Here is a 20,898-nt window from a genome sequence, read left to right as displayed (position 1 = left end):
ACAATGATGTATAACAGGAGTCAGTATGACCTCTAGAATTACAGGCCTGGTAAAATGGTTTAACGAAGACAAAGGTTTTGATTTCATCTCTCCTCTTGATGGCAGCAAAGATATCGTTGTCCATTTTTCTGCGCTTAATGGCGACAACTTTAAAACTTTATTTGAAGGACAGAAAGTTGAATTCGCCATTCAGATCGGAGACAAAGGTCCTGCTGCTGCAAACGTAATACTTTGCGATAAATAAATCAATGTGGGTCTGCGATAACGATGAAGGATTATCCCTGAGTAGACAGCCCCATAACTTAAATCAGTGAAAAATCGTTTATTCTTAATATCTGATCAGCATATTCTTCACAATTATGAGTGTGCTGACCGATGTAATGAAGTGCAGGACTACTGCATAAAAATTTTAAAAGCACAAACTAACTGCTTGTTAAATAAGAAGTGCGTAATGAGCGAGGCTATCTCCGAAAGAACCACGTAATGGCTTTGACCTTAATGGCATCTGCCAGCTAACACCCACGAGAGAACAGGATAATAGAATATGATTAAAGTCCTTGTTTTCTTTAATGCTGAATCCTGTAAAGTCATGACCGTTCTGGAAGGTATATCCTCTATCAGGCAGGAATATCCAAACGGTGAAGAAACACATCTTCGGATTATGTCTGCAGGTTTTCCTTCCTTAACTGGCGATCATGGCATTGTTTACGTGGCTACTGACAGGGAGTTAACGTCACAGGAGATATTTGATGCGGCCAGGAAATATTTATAGCATTTTTGTTATGCTCTCTGATTCACGTTTAATTGCATGCTTACCCTATTTATCAGAATCGAACAAAAAATGAGTTAAAAAAATTTATGGCCTGCTAACAGCAGGCTTTTTTTTTACATTTGAAAAAATGCAGGTGTCTATACCCTGTGTGCCATCTTGCCATTTGTGAAAAACCTTACTAAGCGGCGGCGCTAATTCACTAAATGTCTCTCCTGATTTAAAACTCATCAGGTATGACTGAAGCAATAAGTTATGAGGGTATAAAAAGGCTCTTCGGATGACTCCTGGCATCATCGTTTTAAGTACCTTTAAAAATGCATGGACATTTCGTAGGGGTTAGAATTTAGTTCTTGCACATTCTTCTTAATTTTGTCTTGCGATAAGAGATTTATATCAGTAGTCTAAACCTCGTTAATAACAATATGTACCAATCGGATTAAAATGCTCAGTAAGAGAAATCGGGTTGATGAGCAACCGTCGACATTGGTATTTGCTGAACAACGAAAAAATTTTTAAAGGTCTCTTTATGTCAGATGCTCTTACACAGTTAAACAATATCCGTACCTTACGCTCTCAGACTCGTGAAATGTCATTAGATGTACTGGAAGATATTCTGGAAAAGTTTAAAATTATTCTTATAGAACGACGAGAAGAAGAGACATTACGTCTTGCAAATGAAAGTCAGCGCCGCGATAAACTGGAAACACTTCGTCAGATGATGCTTGATGAGGGTATCGACCCCTCCGAACTTATGGCTGCTATTGGCTCTCCGGGTAAGTCTAAAAGGACGCGCTCCCCCCGTCCCGCGAAGTATCGATATACTGACGAAACTGGAGAGTCAAAAACATGGTCAGGTCAGGGGCGAATGCCGAAGCGGATCTCAAATCTGATTGCTGAAGGTGGGGAATTAAAAGATTTTGAAATCAGCTAAAAAGAGCCGGGTATAACCCGGCTCTTTTTTGTATAGGCCGCAAGTTGCCTTAGAGAATAGTCGAGAAACATTTAGTTCCGTCGATGTAGCCGAGGCGCTGATTTAAAATCACAGTGCTGCTTAAGGGACAAACCGGTTATCTTGCAGATCGTTACAGCGAGCGAAAAGAGAGCCATCAGGAGCTTTCATTCCGAGTCAATCAGGACAAAAAATAACGTATGTTCTTCGTGAATCCATACTGCATGAGCTTAACAACGTCCGTTATTGGCACAAAGCGGAAAAGGTCACAGAGCTGAAGGTCCGCTGCGAGCGACGAACAGACGTTGGGTCTTAAAAATATGATAACTTCATGCAGGAAAAGCCCTGTGAAGAACAGTGGGTCAGCTATTCTGTTCAACTGGCGGTATGAAATCCTTCCAAGTAGAATGGTTGAACACAACATTAAAAATAGGAGTTATGCTTCATGGACTTAAGAAATGAGGTGCTGGAGGCTCAGGAACGGCGCAAAACTAAGTTTAGTTTTGACGACGATAAGCTGATAGCTGATTATGTTGCCTGGCTTCTTGAAAATCATGCGAGTAATCAAATAACGACCAATAAGGTCATGAACGACATCATGAGCCTTATATTCGCTTTCGATGACGGGGATGTTGTTGTAATTAAGAGAATACTGGATTCTGCTGTCAATTCTGGCTTTGTGGCCCAGGTACCAAACTGGCCTAGCAAAACAGGCAACCCATCAGGTGGAAACCGTACTAACGCGCCAGAAAGAAAATAACGTATTCCAGTTCAAGATGAGGCCGCATCAACGGCCTTTTAAGTTACTCGTTTAGTCCCCGTGCCGCATTGGACGTTAAGGTTTTTCTGTAAATATCCCTGCAAAACGGACCATCAATTTTAGAGTGCCTCTGGCACTCTAACTTCCGCTTCTGGCCCAAAGCGGACCGCCTGAAGCGTTGCGAGGTCTGCTATGAGCGAAAGGTGGACGCCCGCATAGCGTTAACAGGCGTCCGATATTTTGAAGTGGGCAGATTACTTAACACGCTTCCCCGTTTCGCCAATGACCTTCTCGCCATCCTCTTTGGTAAACGCTCCTTTCTGACGTTCTGGAAGAATATCCAGTACCTCTTCGGAAGGGCGACACAGTTTAGTTCCCAGTGGCGTCACCACAATCGGACGGTTAATCAGAATCGTATGTTGCAGCATAAAGTCGATTAGCTGGTCGTCAGTAAATTTATCTTCTACAAGACCCAGTACCTCATACGGCTCGACGTTCTTACGCAGCAAAGCACGGACGGAAATGCCCATATCCGCAATGAGTTTGACCAGCTCATCGCGTGAAGGTGGGTTTTCGAGGTAAAGAATAACGGTCGGTTCAGTACCGCTGTTTCGGATCATCTCCAACGTATTACGCGACGTGCCGCAGGCTGGATTGTGATAAATGGTGATGTTGCTCATATCAGTATCTCATTACAAAGTGAAAGAGAGACGTAGCGCCAGCGCGGCCAGCGTTACAAACAGCACAGGCAGAGTCATGACGATCCCGGTGCGGAAATAGTATCCCCAGGTGATGGTCATGTTCTTCTGTGAAAGGACATGCAGCCAGAGCAGCGTTGCCAGGCTACCAATCGGTGTAATTTTCGGTCCCAGATCGCAGCCAATCACGTTGGCATAAATCATCGCCTCTTTGATAACGCCTGTTGCGGTGCTGCCATCAATAGAGAGAGCGCCAACCAGCACGGTAGGCATATTGTTCATGATGGAAGACAGGAAAGCCGTCAGGAAGCCGGTACCAAACGTCGCGGCCCAAAGTCCTTTATCTGCCAGCACGTTCAGCACACCGGAGAGGTATTCTGTTAGTCCGGCATTACGCAGACCATAGACCACCAGATACATCCCCAGCGAGAATATGACGATCTGCCATGGCGCACCACGCAGCACTTTGCCAGTGTTAATGGCATGGCCTCGTTTCGCCACCGCAAACAGGATTACAGCGCCAACAGCCGCAATCGCGCTAACGGGAATACCGAGCGGCTCAAGAACGAAAAAGCCAACCAGAAGAAGGATCAACACGATCCAGCCGGTTCTGAAGGTTGCCAGATCTTTAATCGCTTTTGCCGGTGCTTTCAGGAGAGCTAGGTCGTAAGTAGGCGGAATATCTTTGCGGAAGAACAGATGCAGCATAACCAGCGTGGCAAAAATGGCTGCAATATCAACCGGCACCATTACCGACGCATATTTGGTGAATCCCAGACCAAAGAAGTCCACCGAGACGATATTCACCAGGTTCGACACGATAAGCGGCAGACTGGCTGTATCGGCAATAAACCCGGCGGCCATGACAAATGCCAGCGTAGTACCTTTACTGAACCCTAATGCCAGCAGCATGGCGATGACTATCGGCGTCAGAATAAGTGCCGCACCATCGTTGGCAAACAGTGCCGCTACCGCTGCGCCGAGCAGGACGATCCAGGTAAAGAGCAAACGACCACGACCATTCCCCCAACGAGATACGTGCAGCGCTGCCCATTCGAAAAAACCTGATTCATCAAGCAGCAGACTGATGATAATCACGGCAATAAAGGTCGCTGTCGCGTTCCAGACGATATTCCACACCACCGGAATATCGCTTACATGCACAACACCAGATATCAGAGCCAGCCCCGCACCCAGCATCGCACTCCAGCCAATCCCTAATCCCTTCGGTTGCCAGATAACCAACACGATGGTCAGGACAAAAATAGCGCCTGCCAGTAACATAAAACCTCCTGACAGGGCGACTTTGTCGCCCTGTATATGCCAAAAAATTAACTCATCAACTCTCTGAGCTTTTCAATACCGGCGGGCTCTGACGCCAGCACCGGAACAAGCGCTATACGGTCAGCGTGCTGATTCTTAACAGCCTCAATCTGAGGCACTTCCTGCCGGGCACGCTGGCAAAGCAACGGAGAACACGTATCCGCAATGGAAAGGCTGTTATTGATAATCCAGCCCCACGGATGAATCCCCGCTCTTTCAAGGTCAGTCTGCAGGTTAGCCGCTTCCAGTACCGGTGTGGTTTCAGGCAAAGTGACCAGCAGGACTTTGGTGCGTTCCGGGTCCTGAAGCTGCATCATCGGAGTGGAAAAATGACCTTTATCCCCCATCTTCTTGGCAATCTCACGGTGATAAGCCCCGGTAGCATCAAGCAGTAATAGCGTATGCCCGGTAGGTGCCGTATCCATGACCACAAACCGTTTGCCTGCTTCACGGATTACGCGTGAGAACGCCTGGAACACCGCAATCTCTTCCGTGCAAGGAGAACGTAAATCCTCTTCGAGCAGCCGTTTCCCTGCCTCATCCAGATTCCTGCCTTTCGTCTCAAGAACATGCTGCCGATAGCGTTCAGTTTCATCGTGAGGGTTGATTCGGCTGACCTGCAGATTTTTGAGACTTCCATTGAGCGTTGCACTGAGATGTGCAGCGGGATCTGAGGTGGTGAGATGGACATCAAATCCCATATCCGCCAGCCTGACGGCGATGGCAGCAGCCATCGTGGTTTTACCTACGCCACCTTTGCCCATCAGCATAATCAAACCGTGTTCACTGCGAGCGATATCATCAACCAGGACAGAGAGCGATAAGTTTTCAGGCGTGTACAGGACGTTCGTTGCAGGCAGCGGTAATGCTCTTGCACTGGTGTCCAGTAGTCCCTTCAATGCAGACACGCCAACCATGTTGACTGGCTGGAGTAATAAGGTATCTGTCGATAGCTCAGATAAACCGGCAGGAAGATTTGCCAGTGCTTCCTGTTCCCGTTGCCATATCGCAGCGGCAAGGGCGTCATGTTCAGCTTCTGCTTTAGGCAGCACACCATTAATAACCAGGTACTGGTTTTTCAGGCCAATTGCAGCCAGTTCTTCATGAGTGCGGGCGACTTCCTGCAGCGTAGATTTTTGCAGTCGTGCAACCAGAACCAGGCGGGTACGTTCAGGATCGGATAGCGCCTCTACTGCATGAGCATACTGCTCACGCTGCTTTTCCAGCCCGGCCATTGGGCCAAGACAGGAAGCACCATCTGGATTACTTTCAATGAAGCTACTCCAGGCACCGGGAAGCTGGAGAAGGCGAATCGTGTGGCCCGTCGGCGCTGTATCAAAAATGATGTGATCAAAGCGGGTCAGCAGAGAAGCGTCGGTCAGTAAGCCAGTAAACTCATCGAACGCCGCAATCTCAGTCGTACAGGCTCCTGAAAGCTGTTCGCTGATACTGTTAACAACGTCATCAGGCAGAAGACCTTTGATAGGATCAACGATTCTGGAGCGGTATTGTTGGGCGGCTTCCTGCGGGTCAATCTCCAGAGCAGAAAGCCCAGGAACTGCCGTCACAGGGCGAATGGTGTTACCGATAGCCTGGTCGAATACCTGGCCGACATTCGAGGCAGGATCGGTACTGACCAGCAAAACCCGCTTACCCTGTTCGGCAAGGCGGATAGCCGTCGCGCAGGAAATGGAAGTTTTTCCTACGCCTCCCTTACCGGTAAAAAACAGATAAGGCGGGATGTTCTGTAAGAATTTCATATGTCCTCCTGACATATCAGCAACAGGAAGTATTACCACCACAGCAGCTGGTGGGAGCTAACCCTACCCTCTCCAGCGGTATACCAAACCAGCGAGCTATCTCAGCACGTTTTGGGTACCGCCCTGCCATCACCGTTTCACCGTCCAACAGCAGTAGCGGAAGCCCTTCTGCTCCAGATGCTTCGAGGAATACTTTCGCTTTCTCATTATGAACAAAGCTCATGGGCTGCTGCGCCAGGTTGTAACGTTCAACCTGTACGCCACGTCCTTTCAGCCACTGCACATCAGCAGAGAAATCAACCAGAACCTGATCGACATCTGAGCCACATACGCCGGTACTGCAGCACATTGCCGGGTCAAACACCGTTAACGTCTTCATTCTGAATACCTCACATTCGAAAAATCATATATGTTCAGGCAAATTTTTTAGATGCAAACAGCCTTACCGCTACCAGAGCAGTTTGCCGATGCCAGCTTACGGGCGATGGCCTGTACGTCGTCCTGTTGGCTTAACCAAGCCTGCTCAATTACCTGAGCAGCCCATGAAGGAATATGCGGAGATAAGCGGTAGTGAACCCACTTGCCCTGCTTGCGATCCAGCAATAGTCCACTTTCCCGGAGCATTGCCAGATGACGGGAGATCTTGGGCTGTGACTGATCCAGCGCCGTGCAGAGATCACACACGCACAGCTCTCCCATCTCCCTGAGCAGCAACACGATACCCAAACGGGTTTCATCGGAGAGGTTTTTGAAGAGTTGTAGGGGGATAAGCGACATTAAGGACTCCTGTTTTTCTCTGATACTAATCAGATTAACATATATGTAAAATCGTATTCAATTTGATATCTATACAACCTGTTTTGATAATTTATTACCTTTAGATACCTACTCTAAAGTGAAAGCATCTCCAATTTTGCTAATCATAGGTTTACAACAATGAATGAGAGGATATTATCATCAAAAGTGTTCATCATGGATGAGACGAAAATGAGTTCGACACAGCAAGATTACCTCTACAGACAGTTCTTTCGGTTAAAAGTACATGAATGTATGGGAGACAGTTTTCAGGCGCTTTTTTCGAAGGTTATGCAATACGCGACTCCTGGCTTTCAAGCTGTTTCCCCTTGGGGAAACTGGGGAGATGGCGGGAATGATGGGTGGATTGCTCATGAGGCTCATTACTTCCAAGTTTATGGACCTAAACCTTCAAATCAAACCAAAGAGCTAGAAGCTGTTAATAAATCGATTGGCGACTTTGATAAATTAGTCGCCAAATGGGGGAAAGTATCAAAATATACTTTTGTAATGAATGATTATTTTAAGGGTATTCCAGCACCTGTTGGACTTTCATTAAATACACTTGCAATCAGTAAAAGTCTTAATCACGCAGGTGCAATGGGCGGGATGGAGCTCCTTCAAAAGTTTATGTCATTATCCGAGGGTGAAAAGCAAGATATTGTAGGTTTCATTCCTGAGGTTGATTTAGACTTTACAGATACTCGAGCTGTTGGCGAAGTATTGACTTTTTTAGCACAAAAATCTTCTTCACCCATGAATTTTTTAAGTGAAACAGCCCCGGACTTCGAAGATAAAATAAAAATAAATGGTATTACAAAACCAATAAAAAGCCGGCTGGAATCTTTTAGCTATCAACTATATTTGATAAATGAATTTTTAGATTCTGTTGATAGCGGTCTTGAACAAACTATAGCTCAAGAAGTTAAAGATACTTATGCAAAAAGTAAATTGGCGATAACTGAAGATAACCACAATTATGCAGATTTAAGATATACTTGGATGATAGATAAACTCCTTCCCCCGCAAGTTCCCACAAGTGCGGTCGCGAGTTATCGATTTGCAGCAGAGTTAATTTTAGCTAAATATTTTGAGACATGTGATGCTTATGAACATCCAAGCAATGCTTCTGCCACATAAGCATGTTAGGTTTAGTAACTCCCTAATTGCGATTGCAGGATACATCCGTTCGTTAATTGATGGACCGGTATCCATAGAAGAATTATGGACAAAAATAGAGCGGAAAAATAAATCAACGATAATCACGCCCTCTTTTACACAATTTATGCTTGCCGTAGACATTCTTTTTTGCATCAAACAAATAACGCTAGATAATGAAAACAGAATAATGCCAATCTGTTGCAATGATGACAAATTACAAAATAAGGAAAGTTAAATGAAGTTAATTCGCTTAACTTGCGATCAGCCAACTTTTCATCCAGTGTATTTCAATGATACAGGACTAACGTTGATCATTGGTGATAGCTCTAAAGAAAAAGAAGGCAGTAGTAACGGAGTCGGTAAGACACTTATTCTCGGTCTCATTCAACATTGTTTAGGAGCTAATGCTGATAAAAAATTAACTTCAGCAGTTCCAGATTGGTGGTTCTCTTTACTTTTTTCTCATAATGGAGTTGAATACTTAATATCTAGAACGGGCAATGGGAAAAAATTATTATTAAATGACAAAACAATATCTTTAAAAGCATTTAAAGATTTATTAGATAAAATAGGGATATTTAATCTTGAGAATAACATTCCGTATTTATCATTCAGATCTTTATTTAAGCGTTTTTCGCGATATACCAGAGATGACTGCATCAGTCCAACTAGGACAAAAAAGGAGCAGGACTTTGAAGCATTGCTTCGCACCGCATTTCTTCTCGGTATAGATCATAATTTAATATTATCTAAAAGAAATAATAAGCAGGAGCTGGATAAAGTAAGTCAATCGCTAAAAAATTGGCAAGACGATGATATTCTAAAAGACATGTTTAGAGCAGGCTCTCAACCTAAAGTACGCTATGAGTGGCTAGAAAGAGAGATCCCAAGACTGCAGGATGAACTGAATGCATTTCAAGTTCACGAGCAATACAGAGCTATTGAGAATGAAACAAACAGTTTAACTATAAAATTACGAGAAGTTGAAAAAAACAAAAATATAGCTGAATTTAAAGTAAATAATATAGAAAAAACTTTATTAGCACACCCTGACATTTCAAGAGAAGACCTTCTTGAACTGTACAATGGCTTACAAGAGATTTTCAAGCCAGAAACATTGGCCCATTTTGAGTCAGTTGAAAATTTTCACAAATCATTATCTTTTAACAGAAAGAAAAGACTTGAAAATGATAAAATAAAACTTTTGTTAGAAATTGAATCTCTTAAAATTGACATTAAGGATATTTCAGCATTGCGTGATTCATATTTGGAATCCCTGCAAGGCAAGAAAGCATTTGACGAATACGCAGTCATAGCTAGACAACTAGCTGAATTTAAAGAAGAAAAAGAAAGGTTACATGATTATTTAAATTTTGCTATTAACCTTCAACAGAAAGCTCAAAATCTAAGAGAACGAAAAGTTGAACAAGACAGATTAGCGGTAAACTATGCTTCTACAAATCCTCTTTCAGAATACGATAAAATTTTTGCTGAGCTCGCAGAAATAATGTACCCAAGGGTACCAGCAGGAATAGTTTTGGATGTTAATACTGGTGACAACAAAATTCGTTATGATCTAAGCATCCAAATCGAGGGTGATGATTCGGATGGGATCAATGATGCTAGGATATTATGCTTTGACTGGTTAGTATTTACATGTGGTGAAAACCATGCCATGGATATGCTATGGCATGATAACCGTCTTTTTGCTGATATAGATCCAGGTGTTCGCGCAAGATGGTTCTCATTTGTCAATCAGTCATTAAAACGAAGCGGAAAGCAATATATAGCATCTTTAAACACTGAAAACTTTAATGCTATGGAAACAACTTTATCTGAAATCGAAATGTTAGAACTGAAATCAAAAATTGTTCTTACTCTACGTGGCGATAAAGCAGAGAATAAACTTCTCGGCATTCAATTTGGAAGTTAAAAGTAATCCTCCGGCAGGCACAGCCTGCCGAGTATCATTTGCTTGCTCGTTATCGGTAGCACTATCAACCTACCCCGAGACTCAAAATTCACTCTCATCTTTTTTCTGTAATGCCACCTCAAGGCTATCAAACAATTTTTCCCCAAGAGATTGTGCATGATCCAGCAACATTTCTAAATCTTTTTCAGTAATCACTACAGAATTACCTTCTTTATCTTTTCCGCCACGATGGACTAAATGATTACGCTTTTGAGTTGCTATTTCGATCGCATCTATTGGCCACTCTTTATGTACTTTTATATCAAATGTAGCTTTATAACGTCCTACAACTTTGTTTGTGCTATGCCAACTTGCACTAATCAAATGCTCTTTAATTACCTTAATTAATTCTGCCCTCATGTTTTCAATAGTTTCACCTTTGAATGGCAAAGCCAATATTTCTTTATTTACCTTAAATTCCGTCTTGCCTTTTCCTATAAAGTCAGCAAGATATGAGTCGTTTTTATCTATAGAGTTAATAAATAGCTCAACATAAAGTGTTTCCAGGGCTGTAATGACATTAATATATAGGATACTAAGCAGATGATCTTTTTGTTTGTCTTTAAATTCGCCTTTAGACAGCAATTTTATTCCATCAATGCTTTCAACGAACTTAGAAAAAGGATGTTCAGAAGATGTAACAGCATCATACAAGTCTTCATCGTACCAATCATTAATGTTATTTGAATTACCAGACCATTCATAGCACTGTTCTTGTAATTCATTGACTAATTCTTGGATATAATCAAATTTCACGTATCCTTCAAACATCGCTTGCAACTCTTCACTTGCTTCGTATGGGCCCCCATAAATGTAAGCATACCCGCCTTCACGGGATTCATACGGGCAAGAGTTCGCGGGATCTTCAAAATTCTCAAAAAACCAATTCCGCATAACTTCGAGTTGATTTGCTTTACTTATATATTGCAGAGATTTGAACGGAACTTTTTTACCATTAACATTAAAAACGACTTTCACGATGTAACGCCTCTTTGAAAAAGTTATAACATTTTGACTCACTCCTCAAAGACTAACATAGCATGATTTTCATCCCTAACCCCCGCAGATCTTTACATCCAACGGCACAAAAAAAATTTGCAAAAAGTATTAACTCAAAAAATAGGTTCACGTTGAGCCTCTTCGCTGAGAAGAGGCTCAACTTGCCCCTTCTCACTCTAATTCAGCAGTAAAGCTAATAGCTGCATAAGCTAGCGGTGATCCGGATTTTCCTGCTTGACCGATGAAATCACCATACCACTGCATCATCTCCCGCCGACCTTCCAAATATTGAGCATGGTTATACGTTCCACGAATTGAGTTCTTGTCGACATGAGCCAGCTGTAGCTCGATCCAGGCCGAATTAAATCCCTGCTCATGCAAAATGGTACTCATCGTGTGGCGGAATCCGTGCCCTGTAACGCGTCCTGCATAGCCGATACGCCTGACCAACACAGTCAATGCCATATCACTCATCGGTTTCTTAGGATTATTACGTCCTGGGAACAGCAACGCTCCTGCTCCCGTTATGGGTTTAAGCTGATTAAGTAGGTCAATTGCCTGGCTTGATAACGGAACCAGATGAGGGCGGCGCATTTTCATGCGTTCCGCTGGTACATTCCACACCTTTTTCTCAAAATCAAATTCCTGCCACTCCGCTTGCCTCAACTCCCCAGGTCTTACTCCAGTCAAAATAAGTAATTGCATCGCAATCTTAACAAGTACACTACCGACATAGGTGTTCAGAGTCCGAAGAAACTCTGGCAATTCATCTTGGGTTAAAAAAGCATAGTGCTCTTTCTCATGAGGAATCACGGCGCTGGCTAGATCAGGTGCTGGATTGTACTCGGCCCTGCCAGTCACAACGGCATACTTCCAGACTTCTCCACAACGCTGGCGAACCTTACGGACCTTCTCAGTTGCTCCTCGTGCTTCTATTTTTGAAAGAACAGCAAGCAACTCCATCGGCTTGATATCTTTGATTGGCCGGCGACCGATATAAGGGAACACATCCTTTTCAAAGGTTCTCAACATTTCTTCGCGGTAGGAGACAGACCAGCGGTCATAGCGACGCTGATACCACTCCCGCGTGATAGCCTCAAAAGAGTTTTCTGCATCTTGTTGACGACTAAGTTTCTCAATTTTCCGTTCAAGAGAAGGATCGTTGCCAGCCGCTAATGTCCTTTTTGCATCCTCACGCTTATTTCTGGCTTCAGCTAAAGAAACATCGGGGTAAACGCCAATAGCGAGCAGCTTCTCTTTACCTAGCGAACGGTATTTGAGACGCCAGTATCTTTTACCGTTGGGATTAACCAGCAGGTAAAGACCACCACCATCAGCGAGTTTGTAGGGCTTATCTTTAGGTTTTGCAGTTTCAACCTGACGAGCTGTCAGCTTCATTGGGGGTACCTCTCAGCAGGGGGTACAATTATACCCCCATCCATACCCCCACATTGAGCTTGACCCTGGGGGAGTACAATTGAGTTCAATAGACTAATTGAATGCTATAACTGCTGATTTATCAAGGGAAAATTGAGTTTGGTAGACTTCAGGAGACTTGAGTTTGGAGCGGGCGAAGGGAATCGAACCCTCGTATAGAGCTTGGGAAGCTCTCGTTCTACCATTGAACTACGCCCGCGAAGAGGTGCGGGGGCCATTATAGACCTTACGCATCCTCTGACAAGCCCAAACGATGCTAACTGCTGATAAAATAGCCTTTTAGCACTTAGGTTTACTCCCCTGCGGCGGTAAATAACGCAGCGGATCAATCGCCGTTGCGCGATAGCGAATCTGGAAGTGCAAGCGTACAGACGCCGCATCAGTGCTACCCATGGTGGCAATTTTCTGCCCGGCCTTCACGCTCTGCCCGTTATTCACCAGTAGCGTATCATTATGCGCATAAGCGGTAATGTAATCCTCACTGTGCTTAATCATGATGAGGTTGCCATAGCCCCGCAGCTGGTTGCCGACATAAACCACCTTCCCTGCTCCCGCCGCATAAACCGGCGTGCCGCGCGCAGCTGAGATATCAATACCCTTGTTGCCGCCATCCGCCGTTGAATAAGGCAGGATCACTTTTCCGCTGGCTGGCCACTGCCAGCAGCGTTGTCCCACCGGCGGCCACGATGACTGCGGTACGGAGGACGACGGTCTGACTGCCGCTGTTTTTGTGGACGATTTGGTGGTGGTCTTGCCGGAAGTCGGGCTGGTTTTCGTGCTACCGCTAAGCTTCAGCCTTTGCCCTACTTCGATGGTATAGGGAGGAGATATGTTGTTGAGACGGGCGAGATCCCTGACGCTGGTACCGGTAGAGCGCGAAATCGCGTACAGCGTATCGCCACGCTTCACGGTATACGTAGAGCCGGAATCAGATGAACTGGAACATCCTGCAACGATCAGGCTGCCCACCAACATTATCAAGATATAAAAGCGTTTACTCATCAGACATTCTGCACTAAACACGAACGTTCACCTCCAAACCAGAGGCAATTATCATACCAGCCAGCTGGAGGATCCCCAATCGCTTCGGCTCCACCTGGTGTATTAAACGGATATACCTGCGCAATAATATCTATCAGCGCGGGTAAAAAAGCATGGACGATAATTTCACCAGCACCGGATAAAATATGTGTGGCGAGGAGAATACATCCACCACATAGCACTGGCTGAGTTTATCCGCGCCGACTTCTGAAGAGGGTAGCAATATCGCGGCTTCCAGGCCGGACTCCAGCCAGTCGAGGACCACCCCCGACATGATGGCGGATTGCTCATGGTCGCGACCGGATTGCGCATCTGCAACATTAAACTACGTTCGGTCGCCAACATGCTGCCAGGGCTTGTTTTGGTAATGCCTTTGTCCCATTTATGGGCTACCCTAGTGGCCTGAGTACATGACCCGGCGGGTTTGTGCCGGGTTATTTTTTCTTTTCAGGAGTTGTCATGGCCGGGGAACATGTCGTTTTGCTGGATGAGCAAGATATACCTTCAGGTATACTCGAGAAGTATGCCGCTCACACCCACAATACCCCTCTACATCTCGCGTTTTCCTGTTGGATTTTTAACGACCAGGGCCAGCTGTTAGTTACCCGTCGTTCACTGCACAAAAAAGCCTGGCCAGGTGTCTGGACAAACTCGGTGTGCGGTCATCCACAATCAGGGGAAACAACTGAAGATGCCATTATCCGTCGCGCCCGCTTCGAGTTGGGAGCTGACATTCGCGCACTCACGCCCGTCTACGCTGATTTTCGCTATTGCGCCGCAGATCCCAGTGGAATTGTGGAAAATGAAGTTTGTCCGGTATATGCCGCACGAGTTATCAGTGCGATACGGTCAAACGCGGATGAAGTAATGGATGAGCAGTGGAGTGAACTTGAGGATATCTTGCGTGCTCTGGATGCCACGCCGTGGGCCTTCAGCCCGTGGATGGTAATGCAGGCATCGAATGATAAAGCACGAGAATTATTGCGCGAGTTTGCTAACCGTAATTGATTGCCGGATGGCAACGCAAACGCGTTTTATCCGGCCTACGAATCGTCTCCGCGTAGGCCGGATAAGGCATCAGCCACCATCCGGCAGTTCACATCTTACTTAACCGGGCGCATTGCCGGGAACAGGATCACGTCGCGGATGGTGTGGCTGTTAGTAAACAGCATCACCATACGGTCGATACCAATACCCAGACCTGCAGTCGGCGGCAGACCGTGTTCCAGAGCGGTGACGTAGTCTTCGTCGTAGAACATCGCTTCGTCATCGCCTGCATCTTTAGCATTAACCTGATCCTGGAAACGCTGCGCCTGATCTTCTGCATCGTTCAGCTCGCTGAAACCGTTACCGATTTCGCGACCACCAATGAAGAATTCAAAGCGATCGGTGATTTCCGGGTTTTCATCATTACGACGCGCCAGCGGAGAAACCTCTGCCGGATACTCGGTGATGAAGGTCGGCTGAATCAGGTGCGCTTCCGCCACTTCTTCAAAGATCTCGGTCACGATGCGGCCCAGACCCCAGCTCTTCTCAACCTTGATGCCGATAGATTCAGCAATCGCTTTTGCAGAGTCGAAGTTATCCAGATCGGCCATGTTGGTTTCCGGACGGTACTTCTGAATCGCTTCACGCATGGTCAGTTTTTCGAACGGCTTACCGAAGTCGAAGACTTCTTCACCGTAAGGCACTTCAGTCGTTCCCAGAACGTTCTGCGCCAGCGTACGGAACAGTGATTCGGTCAGTTCGATCAGATCTTTGTAGTCCGCATAAGCCATGTAGAGTTCCATCATGGTGAACTCTGGATTATGGCGAACAGAGATGCCTTCGTTACGGAAGTTACGGTTAATTTCGAATACGCGTTCGAAGCCGCCAACCACCAGACGCTTGAGATACAGTTCCGGCGCGATACGCAGGTACATGTCCAGATCCAGCGCGTTATGATGAGTGATAAACGGACGCGCTGCCGCACCGCCTGGGATCACCTGCATCATCGGGGTTTCTACTTCCATAAAGCCACGAGCAACCATGAACTGACGGATGCCAGCCATAATCTGTGAGCGCACTTTAAAGGTATTGCGGGATTCATCGTTAGAGATGAGATCCAGGTAACGTTGACGATAGCGCGCTTCCTGATCCTGCAGACCGTGGAATTTGTCCGGCAGCGGACGCAGCGCTTTGGTCAGCAGACGCAGTTCGGTGCAGTGGATAGACAACTCACCGGTCTTGGTCTTGAACAACTTACCTTTCGCGCCGAGGATATCGCCCAGATCCCATTTCTTGAACTGCTCGTTGTAGACGCCTTCCGGCAGATCGTCGCGCGCAACGTACAGCTGAATACGGCCGCCAACGTCCTGTAGCGTAACGAATGATGCTTTACCCATAATACGACGGGTCATCATGCGGCCAGCAACGGATACCTCAATGTTCAGCGCTTCCAGCTCTTCGTTTTCTTTCGCGTCGAAGTCAGCGTGCAGTTGGTCTGAGGTATGATCGCGACGGAAATCGTTCGGGAACGGGATCCCCTGCTCGCGCAGGCTAGCCAGCTTCTCACGACGCGTTTTCAGTTCATTGTTAAGGTCGGCTACCGCGTCAGCGCCCTGTGCGTGTTGTTCAGACATGTTGGTTCCTCATAACCCTGCTTTCAAACTTGCTTCGATAAATTGATCCAGGCTGCCATCCAGCACGGCCTGCGTGTTGCGGGTTTCAACCCCGGTACGCAGATCTTTTATGCGGGAGTCATCAAGGACATAAGAACGAATCTGGCTACCCCAGCCGATGTCGGACTTGGTATCTTCCATCGCCTGCTTCTCGGCATTCTTCTTCTGCATTTCCAGTTCATAAAGCTTCGCTTTCATCTGCTTCATGGCCTGGTCTTTGTTCTTGTGCTGGGAACGGTCGTTCTGGCACTGCGTTACAATCCCGGTCGGGATGTGAGTGATACGTACCGCAGATTCCGTACGGTTAACGTGCTGACCGCCCGCACCCGAGGCGCGGTAAACGTCGATACGCAGATCCGCTGGGTTGATATCGATATCGATATCATCGTCAACTTCCGGATAAACAAACGCAGAACTAAACGACGTATGGCGACGGCCGCCGGAATCGAACGGGCTCTTACGTACCAAACGATGTACACCGGTTTCCGTGCGCAACCAGCCGTAAGCATATTCTCCAGCGATTCTGATGGTCACGGATTTAATACCCGCCACTTCACCTTCAGACTCTTCAATAATTTCCGTCTTAAAGCCGCGAGCTTCAGCCCAACGCAGATACATACGCATCAGCATGCTGGCCCAATCCTGCGCTTCGGTACCGCCGGAGCCAGCCTGAATATCAAGATAGCAATCTGCGCTGTCATATTCACCGGAGAACATACGACGGAATTCCAGCTGCGCCAGTTTATCTTCCAGCGTATCGAGTTCTGCTACGGCTTCGTTAAAGGTTTCTTCGTCGTCGGCTTCTACAGCCAGTTCCAGCAGGCCGGAGACATCTTCCAGGCCCTGGCTCATCTGGTCGAGCGTGTCAACAATGGCCTCAAGGGAAGAACGTTCTTTACCCAGCGCCTGTGCGCGTTCGGGTTCGTTCCAGACGTCCGGCTGTTCCAGCTCGGCGTTTACTTCTTCCAGACGCTCTTTCTTTGCATCATAGTCAAAGATACCCCCTAAGAACGTCTGAGCGTTCCGTGAGGTCCTGAATGCGGTTATTTACCGGATTAATTTCAAACATGGTCTGATTTCTTTTATTGAACGAGTCAAAATGCGGTTATAAGAGCGGGATTGTAACCAATTCACGCTCTTTTTTATAGATATAGTGACGCTAAAGTGGCCAGATATTATCGATAATGATTTGCAATGAGCGGTTGCCGCGAAACTCATTAATATCCAGTTTGTAGGCAAGCTGAACTTCACGTACGCCGTTATCCGGCCAGCAGGCAGTATCGACATTAAACGCAATGCCGTCCAGCAGCGGCCCGCCGCCAACCGGCTCGACCATCACTTTCAGGTGACGCTCACCAACCAGACGTTGCTGGAGCAGGCGAAAATGTCCATCAAACAGCGGCTCCGGGAACATTTGTCCCCACGGACCGGCATCACGCAGCATTTGCGCGACCTCCATGGTCATCTCTGCCACACTCAGCGGACCATCAGAGACTACCTCACCCTGTAATAAAGCGGGGTCAAGCCATTCCGTTACCAGTTCGCCAAAACGCTGCTGGAAATGCTCGAACTGCGCTTCTTCCAGCGACAGACCTGCTGCCATCGCATGTCCACCAAACTTAATGATCATGCCGGGATAAAGCGTATTCAAACGTTCCAGTACATCACGCATATGCAGTCCCTGGATCGAACGTCCGGAACCTTTTAAGGTGCCATCACCCGCAGGAGCAAAAGCGATTACCGGACGATGGAAACGCTCTTTAATACGCGATGCCAGAATGCCGACCACCCCCTGGTGCCATTCGGGATGATACATCGCCAGGCCACCCGGGAGAGTATCACTACTGCGCTCCAGCTTTTCACACAGAGTTAGGGCTTCTGCCTGCATCCCCTGTTCAATCTCTTTGCGCGTCTGGTTGAGTGCGTCCAGCTCATTGGCCAACACGCGCGCTTCGCCAATGTTGTCGCACAGCAACAGCGCTACGCCGACGGACATATCATCCAGACGACCTGCCGCATTCAAGCGTGGCCCGAGGGCAAAACCTAAATCACTGGCGGCCAGTTTAAGCGGGTCACGATTGGAAATCTCCAGTAGCGCCTTAATGCCAGGGCGGCACTTTCCAGCACGGATACGGCTTAAGCCTTGCCACGTCAGGATACGGTTATTGGCATCCAGCGGCACCACGTCTGCTACCGTGCCCAAAGCAACCAGATCGAGCAAATCGGCCAGGTTCGGCGGTGCAATTCCGCGTTCATCAAACCAGCCTTTGTCGCGCAGGAAGGTGCGCAGCGCCAACATCAGGTAGAAGGCTACCCCCACGCCTGCCAGCGATTTCGACGGAAATTCACAGTCGTGCAGGTTAGGATTGATGATTGCTTCCGCGCCCGGCAGCGTATCGCCTGGTAGGTGGTGATCGGTCACCACCACCGGAATCTTCAGCGCTCTGGCATGCTCAACACCCGCATGAGAAGAGATGCCGTTGTCCACAGTAACGATCAACTGAGCGCCACGGGCATGCGCCTGATCCACGACTTCCGGGCTTAAGCCATATCCGTCTTCAAAACGGTTGGGCACCAGGTAGTCAACATTACTACAGCCCAACGCACGCATCGCCAGGATGCTCAGCGCCGTGCTGGTCGCACCATCGGCATCGAAATCCCCCACCACAATGATGCGGGTTCCTTCGCGAAAGGCGTTATAGAGGATCTCAACCGCTTTTTCGACGCCGTTCAAATGCTGCCACGGCAACATCCCTTTCACGCTACGCTCAAGCTCCTGCGCACTACGCACGCCACGACTGGCGTACAAACGACGCAACAAGGGAGGCAAATCCGCAGGCAGTTCGGCTGTCTCGTCGGCCTCACGCCGACGGAGTTGTATCTGTTGTTTCACGCGAATTATTTACCGCTGGTCTGTTTTTCGTGTGCGTCGAGAAATTCTTTCATCTCTTTCGGCCCCTGATAGCCCGGAACAACATAGCCGTTGCTCAGGACAATCGCCGGTGTGCCACTCACGCCAAACTGCACGCCCAGTGCGTAATGATTCGCAATATCTACATCACAGGTCGCCGCTTTCACGCCCTTACCCGCCATCGCATCGTCAAAGGCTTTGTTTTTATCTTTTGCACACCAGATTGACTTCATGTCCTGCTCGGCCTGGCTTTCCAGCCCCTGGCGAGGGAAGGCCAGATAACGGACGGTGATGCCCAGCGCGTTGTAGTCTTTCATCTCTTCATGCAGCTTGTGACAGTAACCACAGGTGATGTCGGTGAAAATGGTGATGACGTGTTTTTCTTGCGGCGCTTTGTAGACGATCATCTCTTTTTCCAGCGCATTCAGATGTTTCATCAGCAGTTGGTTAGTGACATTCACCGGGCTTGCGCCACTTACGTCATACATCGGCCCCTGAATAATATGCTTGCCGTCTTCAGTCACGTACAGCACACCGCTATTGGTCAGTACGGTTTTCATGCCCGCAACCGGAGCAGGTTGAATTTCGGTGCTCTGCACACCCAGCTTCGCTAATGACTGGCGAATAGCCGCATCGTCTGCATGCACCATGCCTGAAAACGCAGTAGCCAGCAGGGTGAACATCATAAAACGTTTCTTCATAACCTATCCTTTACTGTCAGCACTCACGCTCGTGGGTGATGCTGTTGATGTAGTTGACGCAAGCGCTCCGTTGCGACATGTGTATAAATCTGCGTAGTCGAGAGATCGCTATGCCCCAGCAGCATCTGCACCACGCGCAGGTCAGCGCCGTGATTGAGCAAATGCGTGGCAAAAGCGTGCCGCAATACGTGCGGTGACAGTTTCTCGCTGTCGATCCCTGCTAACACAGCATAGTGTTTAATACGATGCCAGAAAGTCTGACGGGTCATCTGCTGCGCACGCTGGCTGGGAAACAGTACGTCAATCGATACGCCGTTGAGCAACCATGGACGCCCATGCTCCAGGTATGTCTCCAGCCAGTACACTGCCTCCTCACCCAACGGAACAAGGCGCTCTTTGTTACCTTTACCAATCACCCGTACCACGCCCTGACGCAGGCTGACGTCACTCATCGTCAGCCCTACCAGTTCAGACACGCGCAGGCCCGTTGCATACAGCACTTCCAGCATGGCTTTGTCGCGTAGTTCCAGCGGTTGCTCAATAAGCGGCGCTTGTAGCAGCCGCTCAACCTGCGCTTCGCTGAGATCTTTAGGCAGGCGCTGCGGAAGTTTAGGTGATGCAAGCGAGGCGCTGGGGTCATCTTCGCGATATTTTTCGCGATACAGATGCTGAAAAAAACGTCGCGTCGCACTGAGCAAACGTGCTGAACTGGTGGCTTTATATCCGCCATCCATCCGCTCAGCCAGCAATGCCTGCAAATCATCGCTCTGCGCCGTCGCCAGTGAAACGCCACGATGGTGCAACCATTCAACAAGCATTGTCAGATCGCGACGATACGCACTTAACGTGTTCTCCGCCAGATTTCGCTCCAGCCACAGGGCATCAAGAAATTGCTCGATGCGTACCAGATCTTGTTCCACTCGCGCCCCTTAATTCACTCTCATTTTTGATGCATTATG

21 protein-coding genes, 1 tRNA gene and 3 pseudogenes are annotated in these 20,898 nt (G+C 47.5%); 10 read left to right on the top strand and 15 right to left on the bottom strand.

The window, feature by feature from the left end; genetic code table 11:
- Nucleotides 1-25 precede the first annotated feature (25 nt).
- The 5 genes and pseudogenes from RYZ59_RS14480 to RYZ59_RS14460 all read left to right on the top strand — a co-directional run bounded on the left by RYZ59_RS14480 (nucleotide 26) and on the right by RYZ59_RS14460 (nucleotide 2,481).
- Nucleotides 26-244, top strand: coding sequence for a cold shock domain-containing protein (locus RYZ59_RS14480; protein ID WP_318048533.1), 219 nt, complete (start codon nucleotides 26-28; stop codon nucleotides 242-244).
- 300 nt (nucleotides 245-544) lie between these two features.
- Entirely contained in the window at nucleotides 545-772 is a 228-nt protein-coding gene (locus tag RYZ59_RS14475) for a hypothetical protein (protein WP_016239708.1), read from the top strand.
- 526 nt (nucleotides 773-1,298) lie between these two features.
- Nucleotides 1,299-1,703 (top strand): H-NS family nucleoid-associated regulatory protein, encoded by a 405-nt coding sequence (locus RYZ59_RS14470; RefSeq protein WP_024195748.1) that lies wholly within the window; start codon nucleotides 1,299-1,301, stop codon nucleotides 1,701-1,703.
- 52 nt (nucleotides 1,704-1,755) lie between these two features.
- Nucleotides 1,756-1,918 (top strand): annotated as a pseudogene (locus RYZ59_RS14465) (arsenical resistance protein ArsH); the annotation flags it as partial.
- Nucleotides 1,919-2,166: 248 nt separating this feature from the next.
- Entirely contained in the window at nucleotides 2,167-2,481 is a 315-nt protein-coding gene (locus tag RYZ59_RS14460; RefSeq protein ID WP_286563247.1) for a hypothetical protein, read from the top strand.
- 254 nt (nucleotides 2,482-2,735) lie between these two features.
- Here the strand turns inward: RYZ59_RS14460 and arsC are convergent, their stop codons facing one another.
- From arsC to arsR, 5 genes are read right to left on the bottom strand one after another with little or no spacing between them, the layout of a single operon-like run.
- Nucleotides 2,736-3,161: a glutaredoxin-dependent arsenate reductase gene (arsC, locus tag RYZ59_RS14455; RefSeq protein WP_048998205.1), complete on the bottom strand. Its 426-nt coding sequence runs from the start codon at nucleotides 3,159-3,161 to the stop codon at nucleotides 2,736-2,738.
- Between the two features lie 12 nt (nucleotides 3,162-3,173).
- Complete coding sequence (arsB, locus tag RYZ59_RS14450; RefSeq protein WP_049014746.1) at nucleotides 3,174-4,463, bottom strand: arsenite efflux transporter membrane subunit ArsB; 1,290 nt, start codon at nucleotides 4,461-4,463, stop codon at nucleotides 3,174-3,176.
- Nucleotides 4,464-4,510: 47 nt separating this feature from the next.
- On the bottom strand, nucleotides 4,511-6,262 hold the full coding sequence (arsA, locus tag RYZ59_RS14445) for an arsenite efflux transporter ATPase subunit ArsA (RefSeq protein WP_286563708.1): 1,752 nt from the start codon (nucleotides 6,260-6,262) through the stop codon (nucleotides 4,511-4,513).
- A 16-nt stretch (nucleotides 6,263-6,278) separates the two neighbouring features.
- On the bottom strand, nucleotides 6,279-6,641 hold the full coding sequence (gene arsD, locus RYZ59_RS14440) for an arsenite efflux transporter metallochaperone ArsD (RefSeq protein ID WP_046449097.1): 363 nt from the start codon (nucleotides 6,639-6,641) through the stop codon (nucleotides 6,279-6,281).
- A gap of 47 nt (nucleotides 6,642-6,688) precedes the next feature.
- Nucleotides 6,689-7,039 carry a transcriptional regulator gene (gene arsR / locus RYZ59_RS14435; protein WP_248188261.1) on the bottom strand — a complete coding sequence of 117 codons (351 nt, stop codon included), beginning with the start codon at nucleotides 7,037-7,039 and terminating at the stop codon, nucleotides 6,689-6,691.
- A gap of 195 nt (nucleotides 7,040-7,234) precedes the next feature.
- On the opposite strand from arsR, the gene RYZ59_RS14430 reads away from it, so the two are divergent.
- The 3 genes from RYZ59_RS14430 to RYZ59_RS14425 are packed head-to-tail and all read left to right on the top strand — an operon-like array spanning nucleotide 7,235 to nucleotide 10,151.
- Nucleotides 7,235-8,197 (top strand): ABC-three component system protein, encoded by a 963-nt coding sequence (locus tag RYZ59_RS14430; RefSeq protein WP_155403059.1) that lies wholly within the window; start codon nucleotides 7,235-7,237, stop codon nucleotides 8,195-8,197.
- On the top strand, nucleotides 8,160-8,453 hold the full coding sequence (locus tag RYZ59_RS24780) for an ABC-three component system middle component 6 (protein ID WP_046449099.1): 294 nt from the start codon (nucleotides 8,160-8,162) through the stop codon (nucleotides 8,451-8,453). Before RYZ59_RS14430 ends, RYZ59_RS24780 begins: the two co-directional genes overlap by 38 nt.
- Nucleotides 8,454-10,151, top strand: coding sequence for a DUF2326 domain-containing protein (locus tag RYZ59_RS14425; RefSeq protein ID WP_318048547.1), 1,698 nt, complete (start codon nucleotides 8,454-8,456; stop codon nucleotides 10,149-10,151).
- Between the two features lie 81 nt (nucleotides 10,152-10,232).
- Here the strand turns inward: RYZ59_RS14425 and RYZ59_RS14420 are convergent, their stop codons facing one another.
- The 5 genes and pseudogenes from RYZ59_RS14420 to RYZ59_RS14400 all read right to left on the bottom strand — a co-directional run.
- Nucleotides 10,233-11,168 carry a hypothetical protein gene (locus RYZ59_RS14420; RefSeq protein ID WP_318048549.1) on the bottom strand — a complete coding sequence of 312 codons (936 nt, stop codon included), beginning with the start codon at nucleotides 11,166-11,168 and terminating at the stop codon, nucleotides 10,233-10,235.
- Nucleotides 11,169-11,360: 192 nt separating this feature from the next.
- Entirely contained in the window at nucleotides 11,361-12,587 is a 1,227-nt protein-coding gene (locus RYZ59_RS14415; protein ID WP_250671738.1) for a tyrosine-type recombinase/integrase, read from the bottom strand.
- Between the two features lie 164 nt (nucleotides 12,588-12,751).
- A tRNA-Gly gene (locus tag RYZ59_RS14410) sits at nucleotides 12,752-12,825 on the bottom strand.
- Nucleotides 12,826-12,905: 80 nt separating this feature from the next.
- Entirely contained in the window at nucleotides 12,906-13,628 is a 723-nt protein-coding gene (gene actS / locus RYZ59_RS14405) for an amidase activator ActS (RefSeq protein ID WP_202037829.1), read from the bottom strand.
- 98 nt (nucleotides 13,629-13,726) lie between these two features.
- A pseudogene (locus tag RYZ59_RS14400) lies at nucleotides 13,727-13,935 on the bottom strand (LysR family transcriptional regulator); the annotation flags it as partial.
- A gap of 9 nt (nucleotides 13,936-13,944) precedes the next feature.
- Between RYZ59_RS14400 and RYZ59_RS14395 the strand changes: the two are divergent.
- Both RYZ59_RS14395 and idi read left to right on the top strand, forming a co-directional pair.
- Nucleotides 13,945-14,073: pseudogene (locus RYZ59_RS14395) on the top strand (DUF554 family protein); the annotation flags it as partial.
- A gap of 53 nt (nucleotides 14,074-14,126) precedes the next feature.
- A complete protein-coding gene (gene idi, locus RYZ59_RS14390) occupies nucleotides 14,127-14,675 on the top strand; it encodes an isopentenyl-diphosphate Delta-isomerase (protein ID WP_202037828.1) in 549 nt (182 codons plus the stop codon).
- A gap of 95 nt (nucleotides 14,676-14,770) precedes the next feature.
- On the opposite strand, the gene lysS is transcribed toward idi, so the two are convergent.
- From lysS to xerD, 5 genes are all read right to left on the bottom strand, one after another.
- The gene (lysS, locus tag RYZ59_RS14385; protein WP_318048556.1) at nucleotides 14,771-16,288 is read right to left on the bottom strand and encodes a lysine--tRNA ligase; all 1,518 of its coding nucleotides are present in this window, start codon (nucleotides 16,286-16,288) and stop codon (nucleotides 14,771-14,773) included.
- Between the two features lie 9 nt (nucleotides 16,289-16,297).
- Nucleotides 16,298-17,396, bottom strand: a protein-coding gene (gene prfB / locus RYZ59_RS14380; RefSeq protein ID WP_096878465.1) for a peptide chain release factor 2 whose coding sequence is annotated in 2 segments (ribosomal slippage) — nucleotides 16,298-17,320 and nucleotides 17,322-17,396 — 1,098 coding nt in all. Because the reading frame shifts where the segments join, the coding sequence is not laid out codon by codon here.
- Nucleotides 17,397-17,486: 90 nt separating this feature from the next.
- A complete protein-coding gene (recJ, locus tag RYZ59_RS14375; protein WP_318048560.1) occupies nucleotides 17,487-19,220 on the bottom strand; it encodes a single-stranded-DNA-specific exonuclease RecJ in 1,734 nt (577 codons plus the stop codon).
- Between the two features lie 5 nt (nucleotides 19,221-19,225).
- Nucleotides 19,226-19,939 carry a bifunctional protein-disulfide isomerase/oxidoreductase DsbC gene (gene dsbC / locus RYZ59_RS14370; RefSeq protein ID WP_318048562.1) on the bottom strand — a complete coding sequence of 238 codons (714 nt, stop codon included), beginning with the start codon at nucleotides 19,937-19,939 and terminating at the stop codon, nucleotides 19,226-19,228.
- A gap of 23 nt (nucleotides 19,940-19,962) precedes the next feature.
- Nucleotides 19,963-20,859 carry a site-specific tyrosine recombinase XerD gene (xerD, locus tag RYZ59_RS14365; protein WP_318048563.1) on the bottom strand — a complete coding sequence of 299 codons (897 nt, stop codon included), beginning with the start codon at nucleotides 20,857-20,859 and terminating at the stop codon, nucleotides 19,963-19,965.
- Nucleotides 20,860-20,898 lie beyond the last annotated feature (39 nt).

Origin of the sequence: Citrobacter sp. HN-141 (assembly GCF_033341895.1) — a bacterium.
Classification (GTDB): domain Bacteria; phylum Pseudomonadota; class Gammaproteobacteria; order Enterobacterales; family Enterobacteriaceae; genus Citrobacter.
The sequence above is the reverse complement of the archived record's forward strand: the minus strand, read 5'-3'. Positions and strand labels throughout refer to the sequence as shown.

What these genes read in the sequence shown, in the direction of transcription:
- RYZ59_RS14480 (WP_318048533.1), top strand. Translation starts at nt 26, where the DNA reads ATGACCTCTAGAATTACAGGCCTGGTAAAATGGTTTAACGAAGACAAA.
- RYZ59_RS14475 (WP_016239708.1), top strand. Translation starts at nt 545, where the DNA reads ATGATTAAAGTCCTTGTTTTCTTTAATGCTGAATCCTGTAAAGTCATG.
- RYZ59_RS14470 (WP_024195748.1), top strand. Translation starts at nt 1,299, where the DNA reads ATGTCAGATGCTCTTACACAGTTAAACAATATCCGTACCTTACGCTCT.
- RYZ59_RS14460 (WP_286563247.1), top strand. Translation starts at nt 2,167, where the DNA reads ATGGACTTAAGAAATGAGGTGCTGGAGGCTCAGGAACGGCGCAAAACT.
- arsC (WP_048998205.1), bottom strand. Translation starts at nt 3,161, where the DNA reads ATGAGCAACATCACCATTTATCACAATCCAGCCTGCGGCACGTCGCGT.
- arsB (WP_049014746.1), bottom strand. Translation starts at nt 4,463, where the DNA reads ATGTTACTGGCAGGCGCTATTTTTGTCCTGACCATCGTGTTGGTTATC.
- arsA (WP_286563708.1), bottom strand. Translation starts at nt 6,262, where the DNA reads ATGAAATTCTTACAGAACATCCCGCCTTATCTGTTTTTTACCGGTAAG.
- arsD (WP_046449097.1), bottom strand. Translation starts at nt 6,641, where the DNA reads ATGAAGACGTTAACGGTGTTTGACCCGGCAATGTGCTGCAGTACCGGC.
- arsR (WP_248188261.1), bottom strand. Translation starts at nt 7,039, where the DNA reads ATGTCGCTTATCCCCCTACAACTCTTCAAAAACCTCTCCGATGAAACC.
- RYZ59_RS14430 (WP_155403059.1), top strand. Translation starts at nt 7,235, where the DNA reads ATGGATGAGACGAAAATGAGTTCGACACAGCAAGATTACCTCTACAGA.
- RYZ59_RS24780 (WP_046449099.1), top strand. Translation starts at nt 8,160, where the DNA reads ATGCTTATGAACATCCAAGCAATGCTTCTGCCACATAAGCATGTTAGG.
- RYZ59_RS14425 (WP_318048547.1), top strand. Translation starts at nt 8,454, where the DNA reads ATGAAGTTAATTCGCTTAACTTGCGATCAGCCAACTTTTCATCCAGTG.
- RYZ59_RS14415 (WP_250671738.1), bottom strand. Translation starts at nt 12,587, where the DNA reads ATGAAGCTGACAGCTCGTCAGGTTGAAACTGCAAAACCTAAAGATAAG.
- actS (WP_202037829.1), bottom strand. Translation starts at nt 13,628, where the DNA reads ATGAGTAAACGCTTTTATATCTTGATAATGTTGGTGGGCAGCCTGATC.
- idi (WP_202037828.1), top strand. Translation starts at nt 14,127, where the DNA reads ATGGCCGGGGAACATGTCGTTTTGCTGGATGAGCAAGATATACCTTCA.
- lysS (WP_318048556.1), bottom strand. Translation starts at nt 16,288, where the DNA reads ATGTCTGAACAACACGCACAGGGCGCTGACGCGGTAGCCGACCTTAAC.
- dsbC (WP_318048562.1), bottom strand. Translation starts at nt 19,939, where the DNA reads ATGAAGAAACGTTTTATGATGTTCACCCTGCTGGCTACTGCGTTTTCA.